General features: G+C 53.3%; 25 protein-coding genes and 1 riboswitch. Of the genes, 16 read left to right on the top strand and 9 right to left on the bottom strand.

Going from position 1 to position 24,819, the window contains the following annotated elements; genetic code table 11:
• Positions 1-10: 10 nt before the first annotated feature.
• Entirely contained in the window at positions 11-712 is a 702-nt protein-coding gene (pgl, locus tag WG929_RS05795) for a 6-phosphogluconolactonase (RefSeq protein ID WP_416205270.1), read from the top strand.
• 182 nt (positions 713-894) lie between these two features.
• Complete coding sequence (locus WG929_RS05790; protein WP_416205269.1) at positions 895-2,628, top strand: sugar phosphorylase; 1,734 nt, start codon at positions 895-897, stop codon at positions 2,626-2,628.
• 79 nt (positions 2,629-2,707) lie between these two features.
• On the opposite strand, the gene WG929_RS05785 is transcribed toward WG929_RS05790, so the two are convergent.
• From WG929_RS05785 to WG929_RS05775, 3 genes are read right to left on the bottom strand one after another with little or no spacing between them, the layout of a single operon-like run.
• Positions 2,708-3,919: a glycosyltransferase family protein gene (locus tag WG929_RS05785; RefSeq protein WP_416205268.1), complete on the bottom strand. Its 1,212-nt coding sequence runs from the start codon at positions 3,917-3,919 to the stop codon at positions 2,708-2,710.
• Positions 3,912-4,742: an HAD-IIB family hydrolase gene (locus WG929_RS05780; protein ID WP_416205267.1), complete on the bottom strand. Its 831-nt coding sequence runs from the start codon at positions 4,740-4,742 to the stop codon at positions 3,912-3,914. The genes WG929_RS05785 and WG929_RS05780 overlap by 8 nt, the downstream gene beginning before the upstream one ends.
• Before the next feature lie 22 nt (positions 4,743-4,764).
• The gene (locus tag WG929_RS05775) at positions 4,765-5,691 is read right to left on the bottom strand and encodes a hypothetical protein (protein WP_369857783.1); all 927 of its coding nucleotides are present in this window, start codon (positions 5,689-5,691) and stop codon (positions 4,765-4,767) included.
• Between the two features lie 368 nt (positions 5,692-6,059).
• Here WG929_RS05775 and WG929_RS05770 point away from each other — a divergent pair, with 368 nt between their 5' ends.
• Positions 6,060-6,917: a prephenate dehydratase gene (locus WG929_RS05770; RefSeq protein WP_369857784.1), complete on the top strand. Its 858-nt coding sequence runs from the start codon at positions 6,060-6,062 to the stop codon at positions 6,915-6,917.
• A gap of 5 nt (positions 6,918-6,922) precedes the next feature.
• Here WG929_RS05770 and WG929_RS05765 read toward each other — a convergent pair whose 3' ends face one another.
• The 4 genes from WG929_RS05765 to WG929_RS05750 all read right to left on the bottom strand — a co-directional run bounded on the left by WG929_RS05765 (position 6,923) and on the right by WG929_RS05750 (position 10,641).
• Positions 6,923-8,542, bottom strand: a complete 1,620-nt coding sequence (locus WG929_RS05765) for an alpha-amylase family glycosyl hydrolase (RefSeq protein WP_416205266.1) — start codon at positions 8,540-8,542, stop codon at positions 6,923-6,925.
• 167 nt (positions 8,543-8,709) lie between these two features.
• Positions 8,710-9,642: a GGDEF domain-containing protein gene (locus WG929_RS05760; RefSeq protein WP_416205265.1), complete on the bottom strand. Its 933-nt coding sequence runs from the start codon at positions 9,640-9,642 to the stop codon at positions 8,710-8,712.
• A 2-nt stretch (positions 9,643-9,644) separates the two neighbouring features.
• Complete coding sequence (locus tag WG929_RS05755; protein WP_416205264.1) at positions 9,645-10,265, bottom strand: histidine kinase; 621 nt, start codon at positions 10,263-10,265, stop codon at positions 9,645-9,647.
• 1 nt (position 10,266) lies between these two features.
• Positions 10,267-10,641 (bottom strand): response regulator, encoded by a 375-nt coding sequence (locus tag WG929_RS05750; protein WP_416205263.1) that lies wholly within the window; start codon positions 10,639-10,641, stop codon positions 10,267-10,269.
• A gap of 205 nt (positions 10,642-10,846) precedes the next feature.
• Between WG929_RS05750 and WG929_RS05745 the strand changes: the two genes are divergently transcribed.
• From WG929_RS05745 to WG929_RS05695, 11 genes are all read left to right on the top strand, one after another.
• Complete coding sequence (locus WG929_RS05745) at positions 10,847-11,347, top strand: PaaI family thioesterase (protein ID WP_416205262.1); 501 nt, start codon at positions 10,847-10,849, stop codon at positions 11,345-11,347.
• Positions 11,344-11,826: a PaaI family thioesterase gene (locus tag WG929_RS05740; protein WP_416205261.1), complete on the top strand. Its 483-nt coding sequence runs from the start codon at positions 11,344-11,346 to the stop codon at positions 11,824-11,826. Before WG929_RS05745 ends, WG929_RS05740 begins: the two co-directional genes overlap by 4 nt.
• A gap of 23 nt (positions 11,827-11,849) precedes the next feature.
• A riboswitch (TPP riboswitch) is annotated at positions 11,850-11,952 on the top strand.
• 163 nt (positions 11,953-12,115) lie between these two features.
• The gene (thiC, locus tag WG929_RS05735; RefSeq protein WP_416205260.1) at positions 12,116-14,026 is read left to right on the top strand and encodes a phosphomethylpyrimidine synthase ThiC; all 1,911 of its coding nucleotides are present in this window, start codon (positions 12,116-12,118) and stop codon (positions 14,024-14,026) included.
• Positions 14,019-15,221 carry an FAD-dependent oxidoreductase gene (locus WG929_RS05730; protein WP_416205259.1) on the top strand — a complete coding sequence of 401 codons (1,203 nt, stop codon included), beginning with the start codon at positions 14,019-14,021 and terminating at the stop codon, positions 15,219-15,221. Before thiC ends, WG929_RS05730 begins: the two co-directional genes overlap by 8 nt.
• Positions 15,221-15,427: a sulfur carrier protein ThiS gene (gene thiS, locus WG929_RS05725; RefSeq protein ID WP_416205258.1), complete on the top strand. Its 207-nt coding sequence runs from the start codon at positions 15,221-15,223 to the stop codon at positions 15,425-15,427. The genes WG929_RS05730 and thiS overlap by 1 nt, the downstream gene beginning before the upstream one ends.
• Before the next feature lie 3 nt (positions 15,428-15,430).
• Positions 15,431-16,300 carry a thiazole synthase gene (locus tag WG929_RS05720; RefSeq protein ID WP_416205257.1) on the top strand — a complete coding sequence of 290 codons (870 nt, stop codon included), beginning with the start codon at positions 15,431-15,433 and terminating at the stop codon, positions 16,298-16,300.
• The gene (locus WG929_RS05715) at positions 16,297-18,009 is read left to right on the top strand and encodes a thiamine phosphate synthase (RefSeq protein WP_416205256.1); all 1,713 of its coding nucleotides are present in this window, start codon (positions 16,297-16,299) and stop codon (positions 18,007-18,009) included. The genes WG929_RS05720 and WG929_RS05715 overlap by 4 nt, the downstream gene beginning before the upstream one ends.
• Before the next feature lie 102 nt (positions 18,010-18,111).
• Positions 18,112-20,016: a molecular chaperone HtpG gene (htpG, locus tag WG929_RS05710; protein ID WP_416205255.1), complete on the top strand. Its 1,905-nt coding sequence runs from the start codon at positions 18,112-18,114 to the stop codon at positions 20,014-20,016.
• 182 nt (positions 20,017-20,198) lie between these two features.
• The gene (locus WG929_RS05705; RefSeq protein WP_416205254.1) at positions 20,199-20,774 is read left to right on the top strand and encodes a YfaZ family outer membrane protein; all 576 of its coding nucleotides are present in this window, start codon (positions 20,199-20,201) and stop codon (positions 20,772-20,774) included.
• A 3-nt stretch (positions 20,775-20,777) separates the two neighbouring features.
• Positions 20,778-21,257, top strand: a complete 480-nt coding sequence (locus WG929_RS05700; protein ID WP_416205253.1) for a DUF6586 family protein — start codon at positions 20,778-20,780, stop codon at positions 21,255-21,257.
• A 163-nt stretch (positions 21,258-21,420) separates the two neighbouring features.
• On the top strand, positions 21,421-21,669 hold the full coding sequence (locus WG929_RS05695) for a hypothetical protein (protein ID WP_369857799.1): 249 nt from the start codon (positions 21,421-21,423) through the stop codon (positions 21,667-21,669).
• A 69-nt stretch (positions 21,670-21,738) separates the two neighbouring features.
• On the opposite strand, the gene WG929_RS05690 is transcribed toward WG929_RS05695, so the two are convergent.
• Together WG929_RS05690 and lexA are read right to left on the bottom strand one after the other, a co-directional pair.
• Entirely contained in the window at positions 21,739-22,182 is a 444-nt protein-coding gene (locus WG929_RS05690) for a cell division inhibitor SulA (protein ID WP_416205252.1), read from the bottom strand.
• A gap of 52 nt (positions 22,183-22,234) precedes the next feature.
• Positions 22,235-22,837 carry a transcriptional repressor LexA gene (lexA, locus tag WG929_RS05685; RefSeq protein ID WP_416205251.1) on the bottom strand — a complete coding sequence of 201 codons (603 nt, stop codon included), beginning with the start codon at positions 22,835-22,837 and terminating at the stop codon, positions 22,235-22,237.
• A gap of 682 nt (positions 22,838-23,519) precedes the next feature.
• Between lexA and WG929_RS05680 the strand changes: the two genes are divergently transcribed.
• Positions 23,520-23,897 carry a hypothetical protein gene (locus tag WG929_RS05680; RefSeq protein WP_416205250.1) on the top strand — a complete coding sequence of 126 codons (378 nt, stop codon included), beginning with the start codon at positions 23,520-23,522 and terminating at the stop codon, positions 23,895-23,897.
• Positions 23,898-23,970: 73 nt separating this feature from the next.
• Positions 23,971-24,702 (top strand): CpaB family protein, encoded by a 732-nt coding sequence (locus WG929_RS05675; RefSeq protein WP_416205249.1) that lies wholly within the window; start codon positions 23,971-23,973, stop codon positions 24,700-24,702.
• Positions 24,703-24,819 lie beyond the last annotated feature (117 nt).

Genomic DNA, 24,819 nt, shown 5'->3' with positions numbered 1-24,819 from the left:
AGTGTATTGCATGAGCGACAATCGTTTTGAGTCATCCACTGTTCTGGCAAAACAGTTGGCTGATGCGGTCAGCCTTTGCCTGAAAGAGCGGGTTGAACAAAAGGGAAGGGCTTGTTTGGCGGTGAGTGGTGGTAACACCCCGAAGGCTTTTTTTGAAGAGTTGGGCAAGCGGCAACTGCCTTGGTCTCATATTCTTGTCACGTTGGTGGATGAGCGCTGGGTGGGTGAGTCTGACCCGTCCAGTAATGCTGGGCTGGTGCGGGAGCATCTGCTGAGAGGCCCGGCCAAGGCGGCCTATTTTCTGCCGCTCAAAAATTCGGCATTAACGCCAGCGGCAGGATTTATGGCCTGTGAAAACAGCCTTCACGAGCAAATATCACGACTGGATGTGGCGGTATTTGGCATGGGGTCGGATGGCCATACCGCGTCCTGGTTTCCGCACTCGACGGCGCTTGACCGGTGTCTGGATGAGAGTGGATCTGCCTGGAGTTGCCCGGTTATGGATACCGAACTGGCGATTCCACGCATGACCTTGACCTGGGCAATGCTGAGCCGGTGCCAGAAAATATTTTTACACTTTGAGGGTGATGAAAAAAATTCGGTGTTCAATGCTGCCTGCGATCCGGGTCAGCGCCAGAATATTGCTGCCATGCCGGTTCGAACCCTGTTGTTTCAGTCTCAGGTACCACTGAGTATCTTTCGGACTTCCTGACTGGGTTTGGGGTCGGCTACTGGTGTTGGAGAGTATGCGGGGTCTGAGGCGTTGATTTGCTGACCTGTTTCGTTGTTACTGACCGATAGTGTTTTGTTGAGCCGATCTATCATCGTATATGTCATTACGGCACAAAAATGGCAGTAAATTCAGTCTATTGCGACAGCTAACCAGGAAAGTTTATGTCAAATGACCTGATTACCAGGCTTACCAGACGTCTTCAGAATATTTATCCCGATGTCACTATGGCCGCCGATGTGGCTGCTGAAATTGAACGTCTGTGTATTAATTTTATGGAAGGCCGCAAAAACCGGTGCGGAAAAACAGCCGCTGAACAGCGTTGGAGCCAGGAAGACGTCATACTGATCACCTATGGCAACAGCGTTCAGCAAGCGGGGGAGGTACCGTTTCAGACGCTCAGTCGGTTTCTCAAGGAACACGTTGCAGATACCCTGAATGCGGTTCACATCTTGCCCTTTTCCCCTTACAGCTCCGACGACGGCTTCTCGGTGATTGATTACCGCCAGGTGAATCCAGACTGGGGTAACTGGGATGATGTCGCCAGTATTGCCGAAAATTTTGATCTGATGGCTGATCTGGTGGTTAATCATTGTTCCCGTGAAAGCTTGTGGTTTATCGACTATGTGGCGAACTGTGAGCCTTATAGTGACTACTTTATCGAAGTGGATCCGGGTACCGATGTGTCAGCGGTTACCCGTCCACGAAATACCCCCTTGCTGACTCCCGTCCATACCCACCGCGGTGTTCGTCATGTCTGGGCGACGTTCAGTGAAGACCAGATCGATCTCAACTACGCCAATCCCAAGGTGCTGGTTGAGATGATGAACATTATGCTGTTTTACGTTGAGCAGGGTGCTCGGTTTATTCGGCTGGATGCCATTGCCTACTTGTGGAAGCAAATCGGCACCAACTGCATTCATCTGCCTCAAACTCACGAAGTGGTCAAGCTGATGCACGATATTGTTGAAGCCGTTGCACCGGAAGTGGTGCTGATCACTGAAACCAATGTGCCAGTCGCTGAAAATCTCAGCTATTTTGGCCATTCAGACGAGGCGCACATGGTCTACCAGTTTGGTTTGCCGCCACTGGTATTACATGCGCTGAATCGTGGCAAGTCTGATTATCTGGCCGATTGGGCCAGTAAGATTCCGCCGTTGCCAGAAGGTTGTACCTACCTTAATTTTACTGCATCCCATGACGGTATTGGCGTTCGTCCGGTGGAAGGTATTCTGCCGGCTCACGAGGTGGAAAACCTGATTGACTGTATGCACAAGTTTGGTGGTTTCGTCAGTATGAAGGCAAACTCCGACGGTACGGAGAGTCCATACGAAATCAATATTGCCCTGTTTGATGCCTGTATGGGCACCCGCCGTGGCCCTGATCATTTTCAGGTACAGCGGTTTTTGTGCTCACAGGCAATTATGCTGGCGATGCAGGGGATCCCGGCTGTTTACATTCACAGCCTGACGGCCAGTCCGAACGATCTTGCTCACGTTGAACAAACCGGGCGCACCCGATCCATTAATCGACGCATCTGGAATCGTGAAGAGCTGGGTGTGTTGCTGGGTAACCCGGTGACTCCCCAGGCCGAGGTCTTTAATCGCTTGCGTGAAATGATCCAGATACGTCGGCGTCAGCCTGCGTTCCATCCTGACGCCCGGCAGGAGGTGATCCGCATCAATTCAGATCTGTTTATTCTCAAACGCAGCTGTGGCGATAGCGGCCAAACTGTTTTTGCCATCTCGAACGTGACGGAGCGACAGATGGAGTTGCCGTTGGCCAGTCTGGGTTTCCTGGTATTGGGGATGAGTGATTTGCTGGCGACCGGGGCCGGGCCGCTGGGAGAAACCCTGATGATGGGGCCTTATCAGACGGTGTGGTTAACCAGCGAGTGACGCGTCAGCAGCCGCTGTAGCACCAGTCACCCGCAGGCAGAGATTTCGTCGCACGGGTGACTGGTGCTGCCAAAGAGCGTCAGGCGTTGTCTTCTTCAACGGCTTCGTAAAGACGATCGAGAATATCCGGAATGGCCGATATCACTCGATTCCAGCTGGGAATAAAGGGTGTTTCCATTGGGTTTTCAAGAAAATAATCGCCCGCATGCATGATGTTTTCTGCAAACAGTTCAACGGCTTCTTCTTCCTTGTGGCGATCCAGAGCCAAGCCGTTCATGCGGGCGTCGTTATAATAGGTTTCGACAAAATCCAGTGCCACGCGAAAATAGGTTGCCTTGATGGTGCGGAACGTTTCATTGGTGAAAACCTCGCCCTGAGTGGCCAGTTTACGAAAAATGGCCTTGCAGATATCGGTACTCATTTTGGAAAGGCCCAGCGCCGCATCTTCGGCTGATAGCGGCTGATGCTTGTGATCATAGTTGTCACAAATATCCACCTGACAGAGCCGGTTGGTGCTGTAGTTGCGATTCATCTCTGACAACACGCCGATTTCCAGGCCCCAGTCACTCGGAATTCTCAGATCGTTCAGAACGTCGACGCGCATGGAAAACTCACCGGACAGCGGGTAGCGAAAGCTGTCCAGAAAGTCGAGGTACTCTTTATGCCCAAGCACCTTTTTTAAAGCCCGGATCAGAGGGGTTACCAGCAGTCGACTGACGCGTCCGTTCATTTTGTTATCAGCAATGCGGGCGTAGTAACCTTTGGCGAATTCGTAGTTGAACGACGGGTTGGCGACTGGGTAAATCAGTCGCGCCAGCAGGCTGCGATCGTAGGTGATGATGTCGCAGTCGTGCAGTGCAACGGCTTCCGCCCTGCCAGAGGCGAGTATATAGCCGTAGCAGTACCAGACGTTACGGCCCTTGCCCATTTCTTTGGGAGCCAGACCTTTTTCTTCCAGCAGTGAATCAATCTTGCGCAGTCGTGGGCCGTCGTTCCAGAGCACCCGGTGATGTTGTGGCAGGCGAGAAAACTCATCCTTAGCGTGTTTGTATTCTGCTTCATCGGCCTGATCCAGACCGATGACAATTTCATTAAGGTAAGGAACTTCACAAATTTCGTTAATGATGTGGCCGAGAGCAGGCCCTTGAAGTTCAGAGTAAAGCGAGGGCAGTACCAGAGACATCGGACGTACGCGGGAAAAGCTCAGTAGCTCTTTTTCCATTTCTTCCAGCGGACGATCGACCAGGTTGTGCAGGGTGGTGATCGTTCCGTTCTGGTAAAAGTCAGCCATGACCAGGCTCCTTGGATAATTGTTCTAATAATGTGAGTATTTCAGTATTCCAGCCGGCTGGCCCTTTGTGGGTAGCCGTTCTGGCATCGGGATGCTGCAGTGTCAGGGTCTGGTTTTCACCCGGAATAACAATCGGGTAGTCGGCAGCTTCCAGCATGGCGCGGTCGTTTTCCCCATCGCCCAGAGCAACGAGAAGGGGAGTGGTCTGCCATTGGTGTTGATAATACTGACGGAAAAACTCTAACCCGCTGGCTTTGTTGGTGGTGCCCATCACATGGTAAAAACGTCCGCCCTTGGTGAGGGTCAAATGATACTCCGCCAGTCGTTGCCGGAAGCGGTCGAGTGCCTCGTCACTGTCGTGCCACAGCAGTGGTTCAGAGGCCGCCCGTTTCTTGGCGAGCCAGGCGTTATCTTGTGTCAGTCCCGTCATTGCTGCGACTTCGGCGGCGGGCATGTCGTTAAATCCCCGGAAGCGAAAACCTTCTTTGTGCAGCTGGTGCAAGGTCTTGAGGATGTCAACGTAGCTAACGCCGAGCACTTCGCTGTTAAGGCCGCTTTCATCGGGTTTGGGGATATGGATCACGCTGCCGTTTTCGCAGACAAACGGATAGCGGTTATCCAGCTCGTGGCGCAAGCCAGTGACTTCGTCGCAGGTTTTGCTGGTATTGAACAGCACGGGTATGTGTCGCTCCCGTAACTGCTTCAGGGCCGGTTTTGCGGCCTTGGCACTGTAGCTATGATGATCGAGCAGGGTTCCATCAAGATCGGTCATAACGACCAGTGGTAAAGTCGGAATATCAAATTTGCTTGCGTGGGTTGACATAAAGCGCTCCCGGCGATGGCAATCAGTTGATGTGGTTAACAGCATGCTGGTTATTCAGTTCCAGTACCAGATCAGCATGCTCTGGCAGATCCCGCAAGGCATTTTCGGTCAGGCGTTGGTAATGCTGGATAAATCTTACCAATCCGGCGTGATCCAGGCCGCGGTCGTGATCTCCTCTGGCGTGCTTGCGGTTTTCTACTTCCTGTTGTCCACGCCAGTTTAATACGGCTTGCATACCAGGCACCTTGAGCATAATCAGTCGATCCATCATGGCAAACCAGTCGGCGTAGTCACTGGCCAGCCGTTGGTTAACCCACCGACGCCAGTGGCCATCGGGATCTTCTGTCGCTTCGAGTTGGTTGGCGGGCTCGTCGAGCTGACTGTCTGCAACGGCATGACAGCCGACGCACCAGCCCTCAAACAGGATCAGATCAACCGGGCCGACAATCTGGTGCCAGTTGGATTCTGGCAGCCGGTCGTCGGAGACCTTGTCAAAGGCAGGAATGGTCAGACACTGTCCAGGCTCCAGTTGTTTCAGGTCGGCAAATAATTGTCGACCCAAGGCGCTGTCGTGAGTGCCGGGGACACCTCTTGTGGCCAATAGCGGGTGGATAGACTGGCCCAGCGCCTTGCGCTCGTCATGACCCAAATAGAGGTCGTCAATCGATACAATGGCACAGTTCCAGCCCAGGGCGGCTTTGTATAAGCTGGCCAGTGCCTGACTCAGGGTGGATTTACCAGACCCCTGGCCGCCATGAATACCAATGACGGGTACACCACCGAGGGTATTTTTTTGCTGGGCAACCCAGGTTGCGACCGGTAGCCAGACGTCCGGCCATTGCTTTAACCATGGCTCAGGTAACGACTTCAGGGCTGAACGATTGCTGGCGAATGTGGTGCGCAGGTGGTCATCCAGAGGCCGTTTTGCGGGCCAGAGTGTCGTGGTCATGAGAGTCCTCGCAAGTCGGTCATTCGCTGACGAGTCAGCGTCTGGTTATTGGCCCCTGCTGTGGGTTTATGCTGAGATATCAGGGGCTTGCTGTATGCTTTGTTGCAGAGACCGTGCCAGAACATTTGTCAAACTGGCCAATGTCTGAACTTCGGCCCTGGTTCGGGGAAAAGTCTGTCGCTAGCCGAGTAGCACAGTGTTCTGTCTTTCGAGCTCTGTTGGGCTGAATTTTTGACAGGTCAACAGATTAAGATGATGTTGTATTTAATTGGTGCGTAAAGCGCTCTTTTTTGGTGCCAATGGTCGTCATTGGTGCGAAATATCGGGTTTCGTCTGTGATGGCCGGAACAGGAATTCAGGAGAAAATCATGGCTGGCCGTGTCGCTTATCAAGGTACTGCGGGTGCTTATTCTCACCTTGCTTGCAGTCGGGTTTTTCCGGATTGGGAAGCCGTTGCCTGTGAAGACTTTCAAACGGCATTGGAGCTGGTCAGTGCGGGCCATGCCGATCGTGCAATGATTCCGCTGGAAAATTCCACTGCGGGTCGGGTGGAAGAAATTTATCGGATTATTCCCCGTACCCGTCTGTGCGCCATTACCGAGCACTTTGAACCAGTGAATCACTGTTTGCTGGCATTGCCGGGCGTACAGCTAATGGATATTGATGCCGTCGCTTCTCACCCTCAGGCGTTGGCTCAATGCCACCAGCGTATCGTTAATCTGGGAATGAAGGCGTTGCCAACGATGGACACGGCCCAGGAAGCCCAGCGTCTTGCCGCAGGTAACGATCGGCATCGGGCGGCGATTGCCTCCGCTTTGGCGGCAGAGTTGTATGGGTTGGAAGTCGTGCATGAAAACTTTCAGGATGTGATGGGTAATACTACACGTTTTCTGGTTTTTGCCCGTGAACATGAACACGAAGTGCGTCAGCCGGATATCACCTATATTACCAGCGTGTTGTTTACGGTACGTAATATTCCTGCATCGCTTTACAAGGCATTGGGCGGGTTTGCCACCAACAGTATTAACCTGTTGCGGCTGGAAAGTTATATGGATGGTGCCAGCATGGAAGCCAGTTTGTTTCATGCGGATATTCTTGGTCATCCCGAGGAAGCCAATATGCAGCGGGCACTGAATGAGCTGGAATACTTCGCCCGCGATATCCGAATATTCGGTATTTATCCATCACACGCTTATCGTGACCAGTTGTTTGCAGGTCAGCGCTAAGCGGTTCATGGCGCAACCGAGGCCCGGCGCGGAAAGTCCGGGCTGATTTCCAGTATCAGTGCTTGTAACGGTCGGAGTAGCAAGGATCCGTTGCGAAAGAGCGGGGCGTCCAGCTGGCTGTTGGCGAGACACTGATCAATCGCATGGCGATGTAGGTTAATTGGCTGTGCCTGGCTGGAAAAATTCAGCAGTATCAGCAAGCGCTGCTGATCGCAGCGCTCATAGGCCAGTACCTCGTCGGGGCTACCGATGAGTTTGAGCTTGCCCTTGTGTAAGGCCGGGGTGCGTTTGCGCAGCCACACGAGCTGCCGATACCAGCTGAGCAAGCTGCTGGGGTTGTGGCTCTGATCGGCGACGGTCACTCCTTCCGAACGGGTTTCTGGCAGCCAGCTGGTGACGTTGGAAAAGACGTTGGGCGAGTCCCACATCATGGGACGTCGACAGCCATCGCGGCCAGGGTGCAAGGGCCAATAACGCTTGCCAACCGGGTCTTGTAATTGGCGTCGGGAAACCGCTTGCTCCGGCATGCCGATTTCTTCACCGTAATAAAGAAACGGCGTACCGCGCAGCGTTAACAGCATGGCAGCCAGCAAGCGCGCCCGATCAAGGGTTTGTTCATGGGTGGCGTAACGGCTGATATGGCGTTTGACGTCATGATTGCTGAGGGTGTAGTTCGGCCAGTTCTCGTGGCCGAGCAAATCGATCCATTTACGAATCACACTTCTGAAGGCGGCTGCCGAAAAAGGAGCGCGCAAAAATTCCAGGTTAAACGCCAGATGTAATTCATCCCCGTTACCGCAATAGCTGGCGGGCAGGCTGGCGTTATCGGAATCGGCGATGAAAATCTCTCCCACCATCATACGGTTTGGATACTGATCAACCCACTGACGCATCTGTTTGAGCAGGGTATGCATTTCTGGTTGGTCACGGTCATGGATATGTCTCTGACGGTCGTAAGGGCGGGCTGGTTTGAACCAATCAGTGGGGTTGTTTTTGAGATCGATCGCCTTGTAAAACAGATTGACCACATCAAGGCGAAAGCCGTCTACACCACGTGCCAGCCAAAATTCCATGACCTCCCGGATCGCTTGCTGAACCTGCGGATTACGCCAGTTCAAATCGGGTTGTTGCGGCAGAAAGGAGTGGTAGTACCAGGCTTTACGGCCTGGGTGCCAGCTCCAGCCGGAACCGCCAAAACAGGCTTGCCAGTTATTCGGGCGGGTGTTTTCCTCATGCCAGAGATACCAGTCGGCTTTGTCTGAACCGGGTTGGCAGCTGTCGATAAACCAGGGGTGCTGATCGGAGGTATGGTTCGCCACCAGATCAAGAATAATACGAATATCGCGCTGGTGGGCCTGTTGCAGCAGCTGATCAAAATCGTCGAGGGTGCCAAATACCGGGTCAATATCCCGATAGTCCGTGATGTCGTAGCCGAAATCGGCCATCGGCGAGGGATGAATGGGGGACAACCAGATGGCATCGATACCCAGTGACTTGCTGGTACCATCGTTAAGGTAGTCGAGCCGGTCGATCAGACCTCGCAGATCGCCAATGCCATCGTTATTGGAGTCCTGAAAACTGCGTGGATAGATTTGGTAAACGACTCCATGTTGCCACCAGTTCATTCCGTTGCTCCCATCGTGAAAACCTGAAGGTAGATTCCTGCCATGACAGCGGTGTGACGACAGTTGTGCGAAAGGACGGAGTGAGAGAGAGGTCGAATAATTTCTCTGTATCACTCGTTAGATACCGCCATCGTGATTGCTGTGTCGAACGGCGAGCAATAGACCCTTTATTCCGAGGATGGTTTTTCATAAACCTGAATAACATGATCCGGGTCGGAGTGCTCGGCCGGAATGACACTTTTGGCAGCGTCAAACCAGTGGGTGACGGTGGCAAATCCTGGCCAGGCTCGGGCAATTCCGGCGTGAAGGTTGACACTGCTGTGATTGCTCATTTGTCTTGCTAGCATTTTGCGCACCCGTTCGGCAAAAAAACGGACGTCGCCCTCATCACTGGCAGGTAATAATACGGCCAGATGCTGGTCATCAATGCGGGTCGCCAGGTCGGTTTGCCGTAACGTTTTCGTCAGTACCTGAGCGATGTCCTGGCATTGCTGTGGGGTGGTTGTGCCAGCCGGGTGCCGCAGCAGGGCAATGCAACTGGGGGTTCCGGTGCGCTGGCTGCGCGATAATTCCCGTTCAGCTTCGTTGTTCCAGGCATCGTGCTTGAGCAATCCGGTATCTGGATCAATCCGGGTCAGTTTGGTTAACTCGGCACTGAGACGATGCGACTCTTCATTACCGAGTGCGGTATCGGTAACGTCATAAATAATCACACAGATATGGTCGATACTGCGGTTCACCGATTCCAGCGGGATAATGCTGGTGTTCTGGTACATGAAGGTGGCGCGCCCGGTAATAGGACGGTAGTTCTTGAAATGAAACAGGTAGGGGCGTTGTTCCCAGATGGTAAAGGTGCGGGTTTTTAATTGAAAAACCGGCTCTGCTTTCTGGCGAAACCATTGCTCGGGAATATCCGGAAACAAGCTGAACAGGTTCTTGTCTTTGGCCAGCTGGGGGCTGATGCCGCTGTGGCTTTCCATAAAGCCGTTCCAGAGGCGAATCTTGTACTGCTGATCCAGCACCACCAGACCCACATCGATGTTTTGCAGGATATCCATCAACCAATGAATATCGCCCATCTCAATATTGCCATTGCTCATAGTTAATCCAGCAGATAGTCGATTTTCTGATTAAGGCGTACGACTGAGTCTTCGGTGAACAGCAGCAGCAGATCGCAGTCGATATTGACGGCTTCCATGGTGTAGTGAATTTCAATTGCCAGCGTTCGACGCCAGTTCTGATGGCTGATCTTGAGAATGTCACTGACGTTGCAATGTTGCCCGAGGATCACCGGATGTCCCTGATTAAAGTGAATTTCGAGTTGCTCGCCAATGCCCTGAATACAGGCACCAATCAGGATCGAGCTGACATCCATCAACAACTCCAACTGGGCTTGATGATTCGGCTCACCTTGATAACGTGTCAGTCTGGCGAGGTCAGAAAAACTGGTGTCGTTAAACAGCAGCAGGGCTTCACCGGCGATGCCCGAGCCGATAAACCCCTGGCATACTGCAGAAATAGCGTCGTCGTCGCGGGCTCCTTCGATGGCCATGCGCAGGTCACTGATTTCTATCAGATTGACCTTGGGAATAGGAAGTACCACATAGGAATCCAGCAGCCGTGCCAAGCGATCGGCGGCCTGACCCATCGCGACGTTGGTCAGCTCCTGGTAACAGTCACGTTGATCGTCGGTCAGTGATACGAGTGTCAGAGGAATAGTCATATCAGGTCCGGGTCATAATGCCGTATTCGGTCAGTACGGCGGTGGCTTTGGCGGCGTCGATCGGTTTTTTGACAAAGGCCATGGCGCCGAGGGCCATGACGCGTTGCTGGGCATCAGGCTGAATGTCGCCGGATACCACAATCACCATCGCTGGCAGGTCTTCCTTGCGGATCGCCTCCAATACGCCATAGCCGTCGAGGTTTGGCATGGTCAGATCAAGAAAGACTACCTCACCCTTGCCTTCGCGGATGGCTTTCAGTCCCTCGGCACCGTCACTGGCAAAGTGAACATCCACTTCCCAGTCGGAAGGAATCGCACGGGCCATTTGCTTGCGGGCAAAACTGGAGTCGTCACAGATCAGTATATGGGTGGCCATAGAGTCAGGTCGTCAGTTGGCGGAATGGAAATAATAGTTTTAAGTAATAGTCGCCATCTGGCCATTGAGCAAATCGGCATGCTGCACGGGACCCCGGTGGGACGTACGATGTTACGGCAGCAAATGGCAACCGGACGGCGCTTGCGCGAAAACACAGCTTGGGTATGATTCCAAAAAGTTAATTATAAAAAATCACGAGTGAATTATGGGCAACAATGAAACTCCCGAGCCAATTTCCGATCTCGAACGCTGTGAACGTGCGACACGTTTTATCTCGGTGCTGCGGCATTGCCAAGTATTGGGGATCTCGTTGGTCTCCGCAGATGCGGATGGCCTGGTGATGAAGTTGCCGTATGCGCCGGAGCTGATTGGCAACCCGGTCACGGGGGCCTTGCATGGCGGCAGTCTGACCACCCTGATGGATACCGCGTGCGGCACGGCGGTGGTAAACGCCTTACCCGGCTTTGAGTTGTGTCCCACGCTGGATTTACGGGTCGACTACATGCGCTCTGCCCGTAGCGGTCAGAATCTGTTGGCTTATGCCAGTATTCAGCGGGTGACGTCTACCGTCGTGTTTGCTGATTGCCGGGTAATGCAGGAAAACGACGGTGAATTAATTGCCAAATGTTGCGCTACTTTTATGCGTTTGACGCATCTGCAGCCCGCCAGTGCCTTGGCCAGTGGAGTTCGTGGAGGTAGCCTGTGACGGCCTTGTCTGTTTTACAGTTTGCCGATGTTGTCCAGCGTGCCCGGATACAGGGTGACTATCAGGCATTGATGTCCAGCATTCCTTATGCCGGTGTTATTGGTGCCGAAGTGAGTCTGCAAGAGGGGGAATTATTGTTCCGACTGCCGCAAAATCCGGACAATATCGGTAACCCGTTATTACCTGCGATCCATGGCGGCGTCATCGGTGGTTTTATGGAACTGGCGGCCTCGATTCAGGTGCTGGTTCGGTCAGAACCGATGGGATTACCCAAAATGATCGACTTCTCGCTGGATTATCTGCGCGCCGGACGTGATCAGGATACCTTTGTGGATTGCCAGATCTGGCGTCAGGGTGCCCGTGTCGCCAATGTCGCTATCACCGCTTGGCAGAATGACCGTCAACAGCCGATTGCCACTGCCCGTGCACATTTTCTGCTCAGTTCGTCTTTTGGCGATGAAGGCTTGTCGGCGCAATAAATAGCGTTTAATCTGCTTGGGTAAACATTCTGTCGGGGTGCCTCACTGGAGGCTGAGATCGCAATTGCGGATCCCGTTGAACCTGATCTGGTTAGTGCCAGCGTAGGGAACAGAAAAGTCACGTAATGCTGGCCTGCGGATATTCTTGTCCTCGTTGGTGCAAGGCAATCAGCCAATTACTGGCTGAGCGGTCGGACGCCAGATTACGTGATCGGCAATTTCCCGCCTCTTTTCTTTCTTGTACTGCTTGCCCGCCTGATCCTTTCCCTTTTCAAGAGAGGTATCAAGTATGGCTTCCGCCAATAATAATTCGACTGACATCGCATCCAGCACTGGGTCACCACTGACTCAGGCTCAGCTTGATCGTTTGAGTTACCCCGCATCCAGCAAGGTCTATATCACCGGTTCCCGCGCAGATATTAAGGTGGGGGTTCGTGAAATCGAACTGACGCCAACCCAGTTGACCAATGGTGAAACCGAGTATAATCCGCCGGTGCGGGTATACGACATGTCTGGCCCTTACAGCGACCCGGCGTTTACTCTCGATCTTACCCGTGGCCTGCCTGCGTTGCGTCAAGGCTGGATCGAAGAGCGTGCAGATAGCCAAGCACTGCACCAGCCCAGTTCCCATTTCAGCCAGACCCGCGAAGTTGATTTACGGTATGAACCATGGCGGATGAAGGTTGAACGCAAGCCACGTTGTGCCATGCCAGGAAAAAACATCACTCAGCTGCATTATGCCCGTATGGGCATTATTACTCCGGAAATGGAATATATCGCCATTCGTGAAAACCTGGGGCTGACTGAACCGTCGTTAGAAGAAGCGGTGCGGCAGCAACATCCGGGGCACAGTTGGGGAGCCAGTATTCCTGCTGCCATTACCCCGGAGTTTGTGCGTTCTGAAGTGGCCCGTGGTCGCGCCGTGATCCCGAATAATATCAATCATCCAGAAAGTGAACCGATGATTATCGGGCGCAATTTCCGCACCAAGGTAAATGCCAATATTGGCAACTCGGCCATCACCTCCTCGATTGCCGACGAAGTAGAAAAACTGGTCTGGGCAACCCACTGGGGAGCCGATACCATTATGGATTTGTCGACCGGGCAAAATATTCATGAAACCCGCGAGTGGATTTTACGCAACTCGCCGGTGCCGGTCGGAACGGTGCCGTTATATCAGGCGTTAGAGAAGTGTGGCGGCGTGGCTGAAGACCTGACCTGGGAGTTGTTCCGCGACACGTTGATCGAACAAGCCGAGCAGGGCGTGGACTATTTCACCATTCATGCCGGGGTGCGACTGGCGCATATTCCGCTGACCGCCAAACGGGTGACGGGGATCGTCAGCCGGGGCGGCTCCATTATGGCGAAATGGTGCCTGGCGCATCACCAGGAAAGTTTCCTCTACAGTCATTTCGAAGACATCTGCGAGATCATGAAAGCCTACGATGTCTGCTTTTCTCTGGGGGATGGTTTACGTCCCGGCTCAATCGCCGACGCCAACGATGCTGCCCAGTTTGCCGAATTACGGACTCTGGGTGAGTTGACTCAAATTGCCTGGAAGCACGACGTCCAGACTTTTATTGAAGGGCCGGGTCATGTGCCGATGCATATGATCAAAGAGAACATGGACGAGCAGTTGAAGCACTGTCAGGAAGCGCCGTTTTATACCCTGGGGCCACTGACCACCGATATTGCACCGGGTTACGACCATATAACCTCCGGTATTGGTGCCGCCATGATTGGCTGGTATGGCTGCGCCATGCTGTGTTACGTCACGCCAAAAGAGCATCTTGGCTTACCCAACAAGGAGGATGTCAAACAGGGAATGATGGCCTATCGCATTGCCGCCCATGCGGCAGATCTGGCCAAGGGTCATCCCGGTGCTCAGCTCCATGATAATGCAATGTCCAAAGCGCGGTTTGAATTTCGTTGGCAGGATCAGTTTAACCTGGCGCTGGATCCGGAAACTGCCCGCGCTTATCACGATGAGACAATGCCAAAAGAAGGCCATAAAGTGGCGCATTTTTGCTCCATGTGTGGCCCCAAATTCTGCTCCATGAAAATTTCCCAGGAAGTACGGGACGCCGCCGCAGCCGATGAGGCGCAGCAGGCGATGGTAGAAAAAGCCAGGGAGTTCCGTCAGCAAGGCAGCGAAATCTACCACCCGGCAAGCAAGGGGGAGGCGTTGGACAATGCATGATGGGGCCAAGGCAGGTTTGCTGGCGTCACTGACCTCCAGCGACGAGATATGTATTGCCGGTGCCGGGTTGATAGGGAGCCTGATTGGCTGGCGGCTGGCCCGTCAGGGCTATCGTGTTTGTCTGTTCGAGGCCGACGCTGCTGAGGTGTCGACAACGATGTCGCATACGACGGCGGTTCATTCTGCAGCGGCCTATACGGCGGCGGCGATGGTCGCACCGTTCAGCGAATTGCCGCTGTGCAGCCCGGCTGTCTTTCGTATGGGCAAGCAGTCGTTAGCATTGTGGCCAAAGCTGCTGCAGGATCTGGCGGCCGATACCGGGGCAAGGATAGACTTTCGTGCTGATGGCACGCTGATGGTCGCGCACCCAGCGGATAACGGGTTGCTGGACGAAATGGAACGGTGTTTTACGCGCCATAATATCGGCGTAAAACAGGGTATTGTCTGGCAAAATCGTCAGAAAATAGCCGCACTGGAGCCCTTGTTGGCGGAGCAATTTCAGCGTGGTATCTGGCTGAAGCCGGAAGGGCATCTGGAAAATCGGCGACTGCTGGTTTTGTTGCACCAGGCCATTATCGCTGTGGGTGGGCAAATTCGCGCTAACAGCCCGGTGAATTACGATGCCTCTGACCCTGTGTGTGGCTGGAGAGTTAACCAGCAACGCCACCCTGCGACCTTGTGGATTGACTGTTGTGGTGTCGGTGCCCGTCCCTGGCGTCCGCAGTTGCGTGGCGTCAGAGGCGAAGTGATCTGGATTGAAGCGCCGGACGTGGTTATTCAGCGGCCAGTGCGGTTGCTGCATCCCAAATATCACCTGTATCTGGTGCCTCGGGAGCAGGGCCGCTACATCCTTGGCGCCACCGAAATAGAAACACAAGATCGCTCACCGGTCAGCGTCCGTTCCGCACTGGAAATGCTCAGTGCCTTATATGCCTTGTCACCGGCGCTGGCGGAAGCGCGGGTTCTGGAACTGTCGACCAATCTGCGTCCGGCATTGAGTCACCATGAACCTGAAATTACCGCCACCGCAGGGAATCTGGCCATTAACGGCTTGTATCGCCATGGTTTTCTGTTGTCCCCGGCGTTGCTGGGCAGCTTGCAGCAAGAGCATCAATTACCGTTGGGTCTGGCGCTGCCATCGCCCTCTGACGCTGGGCATATGGCCTGGACGACAGCTCGCCCGGAGGTCTGCTGATGCAAGTGTGTCTGAACGGTGACTGGCTTGAGGTGGCGGTATCACGACTGGATGAGCTGTTGCAGCAGCAGGGATTTGGCCCTGCGACTGACGGCAATTTTGTGGTCGCGGTTGAACAGTGCTTGATCCAGCCAGCTCAATATCATGAGCTGGAACTGGCCGATGGCATGCGTATTGATGTGTTGGGCGCAATGACAGGAGGTTGAATCATGACAGCGCGAACAGAAGCAGAAGGACAAACAGTGGCATTGGCCGGGGAAAATATTGCCGGGCGATTGTGGTTGGGCAGTTCCCTGTATCCGTCTCCAGATGTAATGGCACAGGCGATCAGGTCTGCCAGTCCCGGTTTTGTGACCGTGGCTTTACGCCGCCAGACGGCACGCAATATTGAAGACAATGGCCACTGGGCGCTGCTGCAGGAGGCGGTAGCGACAACCAAAGCACGTTTGCTACCGAACACCGCCGGGTGTTTTTCCGCCAAGGAAGCCATTTTGATGGCCAATTTGGCCCGTGAGTTATTTGCGACCTCATGGATCAAGCTGGAAGTGATGGGCGATGACTACAGCCTCCAGCCGGATCCGTTTGAGTTGCTGGACGCGGCGCGGGAATTGGTGAGTCAGAGTTTTAAGGTTTTGCCCTATTGCACCGAGGATCTGGTGTTGTGTCAGCGTTTGCTGGACGCCGGTTGTGTCGGCGTCATGCCCTGGGGAGCACCGATTGGCAGTGGCTGTGGTTTGCAAAACCTGGAAGGTCTGAAACGCTTGCGCCAGCGCTTGCCACAAGCCTTCATGGTGATTGATGCCGGGCTGGGCAAACCCTCCCAGGCAATGCAGGCGATGGAACTGGGGTTTGATGCGGTGTTGCTGAATACCGCTGTCGCCAAGGCGGAGCAACCCGTCGCCATGGCCGCTGCCTTTGCTGCAGCGGTGCAGGGTGGGCGTATGGCCTATGACGCCGGTTTGATGGCAGAACGGCCACAGGCCAGCCCGTCAACACCGCCGGTTGGTCTGCCGTTTTGGCACCAGCCAGAGCCTGCCGTGCCGCACACTACGTTATCCAGGGAGGTAAACGAGTCATGAAAATGCTTTTTTCGGCGGGTGACTGCGATGCGCCAGCAGACCCCCTTGAACGTGTCAGACTCTGGTCACTCACTGCGTCCGATTGTTCGGCTGGCGCTGGTATGCAGGCGGATGTGGCGGTGGCGCAGGCCATGGGCGTGGATTGCGCCACACTGGTCATTGCGATGACCGCGCAAAGCAGTCTGGGAGTTCGGGCTATTGAGCCGATGACGCTGTCAATGCTGGATGCCCAATGGACAGCATTGCTGGATGATGGCTGGCCACAGGCGGTGCGGTTGGGCTGGATACCGCCCGATGTTGACCTGTTTCGCTGGCTGCTACAACGACTGAGGTTGTTGCAGCAACGGGCCATTCCGATAGTCTGGGATCCGGTGTTGGGGGCAACCGGGGGCGGGCTGGCGAGCTGGCATCGCCTGGCAGACTATGCGGCGTTGCTGGCGCTGGTCGATATTGTCACTCCCAATAGCACTGAACTGTTACGACTGACCGGCAGTGTTGATCATAGTCGGGAGGGGATTTTTGCTGCGGCTCAAACGGTGCTTGCAGCGGGTGCGAAAGCGGTATTGATAACAGGTATTGATGCTGCGCAACTGGATTTGAAAGACAGTGATGGTCAATGTTACCGTCAGGCTGATCCGCCGTTGGTCGACTGGTATATCTCACCGCGTGCGTCCTCGGTAGGGGGGAACGGTGACGAGGTAACGGATGATATGATCATGGATGATGTGATCGTGGATGAAACCGATCCTGAACAACAATTGGCCCCCTCGTTTATGCTGCTGCACTCACGGTTGCCCTGGTCTGCGCACGGTACGGGCTGCCATCTGGCGGCGGCGCTGGCTGTCGGGCTGGCTTCCGGATGGCGTCGATACGACAGCGTTGTGCTGGCGGTTGCCAATACCCTGGCCAGCCTTGCTACGGCCAGTCGTCGCGCCTCTGGCTATCACCAGTTATTCGCTACTGATGTCCGTCACCGTACGTTTAAGCAACAGGGAGTGCGGTTGTTACCGGTAGCCACGGCCAGCGCGTCGCCCGTAGTTTTTACCCGGTCTTTTCCGCCGTTGCCAAAACAGCTCGGTTTATATGGGCTGGTTGACAATCTTCCTCATTTGCGTCGCTTGCTCAAACTGGGCATTGACAGTCTGCAGTGGCGGGTGAAGGAGCCGGGGCCGGATTACCACGCCGATACCTGGGAAGCCATTCGTGTGTGTCGTCGTGCCGGAGTGATGTTATTTATCAATGACGACTGGCAACTGGCGCTGGAACTGGGTGCCGACGGGGTACACCTGGGCCAGGAAGATTTGCTTGAAGCCGATCTTGAGCGGTTGGCGGAGGCTGGTCTGATGCTGGGCATCAGTACTCACAGCGAGTGGGAGATACTGCATGCGTTGCACTATCAGCCGTCTTATATTGCGTTTGGCCCGGTATTCAAACCACTCTCCAAAATACTCAAATATCCGCCGCTGGGATGCACAACACTGGCTCGCTGGGTACAGCGCAGCGGCTCGGTGCCGTTAACCTGTATTGGAGGTATTACCCCCGAGACCATTCAGCAGGTTGCTGCCACGGGCATACGCTCGGCGGCGATCGTCACTGCGCTGGCCGATGATGCCGAGCTGGAGCAACGGCTGCAGCAACTTCGTTGCTGGTTTCCGCCTACTGTTCAGCGCTTTGGCCTTGAAATGCGTCGTACTGTCCCCACCTTGTAGCCATGACGTGTTGCGACTGCCAGAGATAATCGGTGGTCGCCGTTTTTTTGATACAGGTAACGAAGTGCACCAGGTTCGGGTGTACTGAGACAGGAGACAGACATGACCGTAGCCAGCAAAGAAACGCTTGGTTTTAAAACCGAAGTAAAACAACTGTTGCATTTGATGATTCACTCCTTGTATTCCAACAAGGAAATTTTTCTGCGTGAGCTGATTTCTAACGCCTCGGATGCGTGCGACAAATTGCGTTTTGAAGCGTTGCAAAACGATGCGCTGTTTGAAGGGCAGAGTGAGCTTGCTGTTCATATCAACTTTGATACCGATGCCCGCACCCTGACCATTGAAGACAATGGTATCGGTATGAATCGGGAAGACGTGATCAGCCACCTGGGTACGATTGCCAAATCCGGCACCGCTGAGTTTCTTGGCAAGCTGACCGGGGATCAAAAACAGGACTCCCAACTGATCGGTCAGTTTGGTGTGGGGTTCTACTCAGCCTTTATTGTCGCTGACAAGGTGGTGGTTGATACCCGTCGTGCGGGCGAGTCGGCTGAGCAAGGTATTCGCTGGGAATCCGCTGGTGAAGGTGAGTTTTCACTGGAAACCATCGACAAGCCCGAGCGTGGCACCCGTATTACCCTGCACCTGAAAGCGGATGAAGCCGAGTTTGCCGACAACTACCGTTTGCGTTCGCTGATCAAAAAATATTCTGATCATATTGCTGTCCCCGTGTTCTTGCCGCCAGAAATCAGCGCTGATGACGACGCCGATGAGACTGAAACCAGCAAGGCACCAGAAGCCGTCAACCAGGCCAAGGCGATGTGGACGCGCTCGCGCTCGGAACTGACTGACGAAGAATACCAGGAGTTCTACAAACACATTTCCCACGACTGGAATGAGCCGCTGACCTGGATGCATAACCGGGTGGAAGGCAAGCTGGATTACACCAGCCTGCTGTATATTCCGTCGAAGGCTCCGTTTGATATGTGGAATCGGGATACAGCCCGTGGTCTGAAGCTGTATGTGCAACGTGTCTTTATTATGGACGATGCCGAGCAGTTCCTGCCGCTGTACCTGCGCTTCGTTAAAGGTGTGCTGGATTCCAATGACCTGTCTCTCAACGTCTCGCGTGAAATCCTGCAGCAAGATAAACAGGTCGACAGCATGCGCTCGGCACTGGTCAAACGTATCCTGGATACTCTGACCAAACTGGCGAAAAACGACAGTGACAAATACCAGCAGTTTTGGGATGAATTTGGCGATGTGCTGAAAGAAGGCCCGGCTGAAGATTTTGCCAACAAGGAAAAGATTGCCGCGTTATTCCGTTTTGCCACCTCAACCAGTGGCAGCGAAGCCCAGACGGTTGGTTTGGCAGACTATGTTGCACGGATGCAGGAAGGCCAGAAAAAAGTTTATTACATCACGGCTGAATCCTACGCCGCTGGTATGGGTAGCCCGCACATCGAGTATTTCCGTAAAAAGGGTATCGAAGTCCTGTTGCTGACGGATCGGGTAGATGAATGGATGGTCGGCCATCTGAATGAATTTGATGGCAAATCCTTCCAGGACATCACCAAGGGTGAGCTGGATCTTGATGAGCTCGCCGATGAAGACGAAAAGAAACAGCAGGAAACGCTGCAGGAAAGCCACAAGAACCTGACCGAACGGCTGGAAAAGGTATTGCCTGAGGTTAAATCTGTGCGTGTAACCTCTCGTCTGACGGATTCACCGGCCTGTTTGGTGGTTGGCCAGTTTGATATGGGCGGTCACATGCGGCGGATGCTGGAAGCGGCTGGCCAGAAAATGCCTGAACCGGAAATTACTCTGGAAATCAATCCGACCCATCCGTTGATCGAGCGGCTGGACAATGAGCCGGATGAAGATCGTTTTGCCGAACTGGCAGGTCTGATCCATGCTCAGGCCCAGTTGGCGGAAGGTAGCCAGCTGAAAAATCCGGCTGAATATGTCGGCAAGCTGAACAAGCTGCTGCTGGATCTGATGAAATAAGGCTGTCAGAAAGAGCGTCTCGACACCATACCATCGTGTGGTGTCGATCTTCCCCGTATTCCGTCAGTTTTTGTAATCAGTGCATGTTACCGATTGCCGGGCACTGCTAAGATGCCCGCACTTGTTCTTTGATGTCCCGGCCGCCGTTCTGCGGCTCGGGTTTTACTTTTTTCGGGGGAATTATGAAGGGAATTGCTCAGGCCATGCGTCGGGTTATTACTGGTTCCACATTGGCATGTCTGGCGGTCTCTGCCCAGGCTGGTGGGGCGTTGGATCTCAGTTTGGCAGACGATGCCGTACGGGTTGCTTACGATGCCACCCAGGCCGGTTCCGGTTTGCACATCAACCTGTCAGCACTGCATCACATGGATGATGGCAATATGCTGGGAGCCGGTGTGCATGTGGTCGATTTACGTAAACCTCACAGTAATCTGTATATCGGACTGGGCACCAAGGCGTTCGCCTTTGATACTGATGACTACAGCGGTGCCGCGCTGGGTGTCGGTGGTTTCTTCCGTGCAGCGCTACCGACTCAGCCGGATGTCAGTGTTGCCGGTTATGCCTATTACGCGCCCCCGGTTGTCTCTTTTGGCGATGCGGAAAATCTGATCAGCAGTGACTTGCGTGCCCAGTACGCCGTTATTCCTACCGCCCGTATCTATACCGGTTATCGTTACAACGGTATCCGGATGGAGGGTATGGATAAACGTTACAAATTGGGCGATGGCTGGCACTTTGGCCTGACTCTGGACTTCTGATCAATGGCCGCAATCAACTGGGTTGGCCAGACCAATCAGCGCTTGTATCAATGCCGACTGTTGCAGGAGCAAATCTGTACCGGGCAGGAGCCTGCGTTGCAGCAGGCGCTGGACGATGCGGCCTTGCTCCAGCTGTTCGCGGCTTATCGTTGTTATCTTAATGAGCTGGCGCTGGCTGCCGGGGTAACAAACCGGGTTGACTCGCTGACTCAGTTATTGCAACAAACCGCGCTGGTCACTGGGGATATGCGTCAATGGCAAGCATTGTCAGTGGATACGTTCAGTTGGTTTTGTCGTTTTTTGCAGGTCGTGGAGCAGCTCGGCTGGCCGGATACGCAGGCGGTGGATTCGTCGCTGGCGACGGAAGTGTCCGGGTTGATTGCGTCGTCAGCTAGCAGTGATGAAGACGATAGTGTGTCTCACTGGTTGGCAAGTTTTCATCGGTTGATTGATGAGCAGCGCGCCAATCAGCGCGAATCCTGATCTTTACTCGGTTTCCACGGGTGTAGTCTGCCCGGATTTCCTGTTTGATGTGATGCTTGTAACGACGAGCGAGTGTGCCGCAATACAAGGGTGGCACGCTATGTTTCGCGTGTGTTCGCTCCGGTTATGTTAAACTCGTTGGCCATTTTTCGTGAGACGGTATATGGCACGCTTTTTCGAGATTATTGAGCTTTCCAATGGGGATGTTGCGTTGCGTCGGGCTGATGAGCAAGACGGCGATGCACTGATGCGGATTCACTTTTCAGAGGATGCCAAGGCCAGCTTGAGTGAGCACCATATGGATGTTGCACGTGTCATGCTGGAAGCGGGTGTCCGCAAGGTCAGTGAGCTGTCTGGTATGGATGTCGACGATGACTTTGATGTAGCAGAGCATACGTATTCGCTGCATTAAGTCACGTGCTGATGATCGACCATAAAACGGGTAGCCTTGCTGCCCGTTTTTTTTTTGCGCTGAATAATCTCAGGGGTTTTGGCGAATCTGTACCAGCACGACATGACTGCCACTCTGGCGTGCCAGCTCACGGAGTTGTCGACGTTGATGTTGTTTTATATTACCTTGCCATTCGATGATCAGATGGCTGTTGCCGCTGGCGAGGATCCGTTGGCACAACACTTTCTGGGTATCTGCACACAGATCAATATGAACCACGGGTGCCTTGTCGAGATTCATACTGGCCAGCCATTGTTTGTTCAGCGTCCGGTTCGGGCTTAGCCACATCAGCCAGCGATCGCTGGAATTGCAGTGGGCCAGCATGGGCAGTAACTGCAGCGGCTGAATGGTGCTGTCATCCGATACAATCACCTCGGTCAGGCTGCCAGACGGTCTTGGCCTGGTCTCCACTGGTGCGGCATTCGTAAACGGCAAAGCGGGCTGACGATCGACTGGCAAGCTGAGTTGACGCATACAAAACCTCGTGAATGGTGACTACCCTGTGGTATCTGGCTGGGATGTACAGTTAGTGATTGCGACGAATAACGCCGACATACAAACCTTCGATATAAAACTCTTGCTGGCGCAGGTCGACGATAATCGGGCCGTAATGTTCATTTTCTGGGTGCAACAGCACCTTGTGACGATTTTTTTCAAGACGTTTGACGGTGACTTCGTTTTCGACTCGGGCGACGACGATCTGTCCGTTGCGGGCGCTTTCACATTTGTGAACGGCAATCAGGTCGCCATTAAAAATACCGGCGTTTTTCATACTGTCGCCTTGTACTTGCAGCAGATAGTCAGCGGCCGGTTTGAAAAAATTGGCGGGCAGGTTGCAGTACTCTTCAATATGTTCCTGGGCCAATATGGGCTCACCCGCTGCCACGCGGCCAACAATAGGCAACCCTTCCTGCTCGGAGCTGAGGATCCGAATGCCTCTGGACGCGCCAGGCATGATATCGATAGCGCCTTTGCGAGCCAGTGCTTTCAGATGTTCTTCCGCCGCATTGGGGGATTTGAAGCCAAGCTCCTTGGCGATTTCTGCTCGGGTAGGTGGGAAGCCGGTTTCCTCCAGTGCGGATTTGATCAGGTTGAGTACCTGCTGCTGTCTGGCGGTGAGCTTGATCATAAAGTTTCCATGTCTGTTTATCTGTACAGTGGGTGTGAATATATACAGTAAAAAATACTGTGTAAACCCACAGTGGTTGATATTTGCAGTGCCGGCTTGTTGTCGGCGGCATCGGCTGTGGGTCATTCTGAGTTCCTCTGGCAACTGCTGGGTTCCAGTGGGAGTGACCCGGCAGGCTTGCAAACCGGCTTCGTGATTCGACCCCATCCGAAAGTCCCAGCGGGCACCGAATTAAATAGATGGCACCTTCAGCAACGCTCGCGCAGCGCTGTGCAGGATTAAATAGATGGTTCCAAACGGCTGCTGATTAGGTATTCCCAAATTAATTCTCATTTTGCGAATCAAAACTGCATTTTCGGTTTGAATATGAAAAGTGAATTTGAAAACACGCAGGCTTGTTACGAAATAATATCTTTGGAATCTCTCTGGTTAAATATTTATCTAATTTTTTTATTCCTTATAAATCAATTAGTTATAGGGGTTTTAAAGGTTTTTTTGTCATTGAATTTAATGCTGTTGTTGTTTTTTTGAAAGTTGGCACACCCACTGCAATACCTCTTGTAACCCCGAAACAAATGCTGATTGCAAATCGGTCGTTCATGGGGGGTGGCTCAAGATGAAATGCTTTAATGCTTTTCCCAGCTAATAAAAAACTAATATTAAATGCACTGAGGATTACCTTATGACCACTTCAATCAAGTCGCGTAAAACCAAGCAAGGAGGTTTCGTTATGACCTCGGAACTGGTACTGCTGGTGACCACCATGGTCGTCGGTTTGACGGTTGGCCTGGTGACGATGCGCGATGCACTCACCGCAGAAATGGAAGATGTTGCCGAAGCCATTGGCAGTCTGGATCAAACCTATGCCTTTAATGGCATTGTCAACGGTGAAAAAACGGCCGTAATTGAAGGTTCTGTTTATGGCGATGCACCGGATGTAAATGCTGGCGACAATACCGAGTTCACCTTTGTGACAGCAACACCTCTGGAAGGTGGTACCACGACTGCCAGCACCGGCTCGAGCTCTTCCGCTTCCGCTGCGACGCTGACCGCACCTTGATCATCTGACCTGTCTGGCTCTGGTCTCCTGACCAGGGCCAATGTTCATTCGGCTATTGCTGAGGAGATTGGTTATGAAACGTACATTAAATGGCAGTGCTATTATCGGTCTGACGGTGTTTGCAGTATCGTCCCTGCTGACAGCAGTATTAGGATATCGGCAGGTTGATAAACTGAATTATCACGCGGTTCTGGTGGCTAATACTCCCATGGTTGCTGGCACCTTGATCACAGAAAAAAAACTGACTTCCAAGATGGTTAAAAAATCGGATCGGCAGGAGCTGGATATGAGTTTTGTGCTCGGAAAAGTTCTGACGGTCGATAAAAATAAGGGGATGCCTTTCTACTTCGGTGAGCTTGCTGACCCTGAAGTGCCTACTTTGTCGGAAAGACTGGATGATAATCGTGTCTTATATACATTAACGATCAGTAGGGGATCGATTCCTGTTTCTCAGATAAAAGCAGAAGATCGCTTTGATGTGTTGGTGAAAAACTCCCAGGGTGTTCGCAAGGCGGCTACTAATATCCGTATGGTCGGATCAATGAAGGCGATTCGGTCAACCAATGGCAAACCGGGTACGCAGTTGTCTTACCATGGAGATACCACTTTGGTGATTTCGATCTTGCCGGAAGAAGTGTATCCACTGGCGGCCATCAACCCGTCTGATACGGTCAGTCTGGTATTACATAACCCTGACACCGCAGCGATGACAACCCGTGCCATACAGATGCCCGCCGCCCCCCAGGATCATTCCATCGATATCTATTCGGGGTTGTCGAAAAAAACCATTATTGTGCGCCGTTAAGCCGGAGCCTGACTCCGGTTCCTCTTGGTTCTTTGTTGGTTCTTTCTTGCTCATTTTTTCTTGACCGTCTCTTCTCCTCTGCTTTCCTCTGCGGTGATTTCCTCCTCGCGACAGCTG

Source organism: Oceanobacter antarcticus (assembly GCF_044962685.1).
Lineage (GTDB): Bacteria > Pseudomonadota > Gammaproteobacteria > Pseudomonadales > Oceanobacteraceae > Oceanobacter > Oceanobacter antarcticus.
The sequence above is the reverse complement of the archived record's forward strand: the minus strand, read 5'-3'. Positions and strand labels throughout refer to the sequence as shown.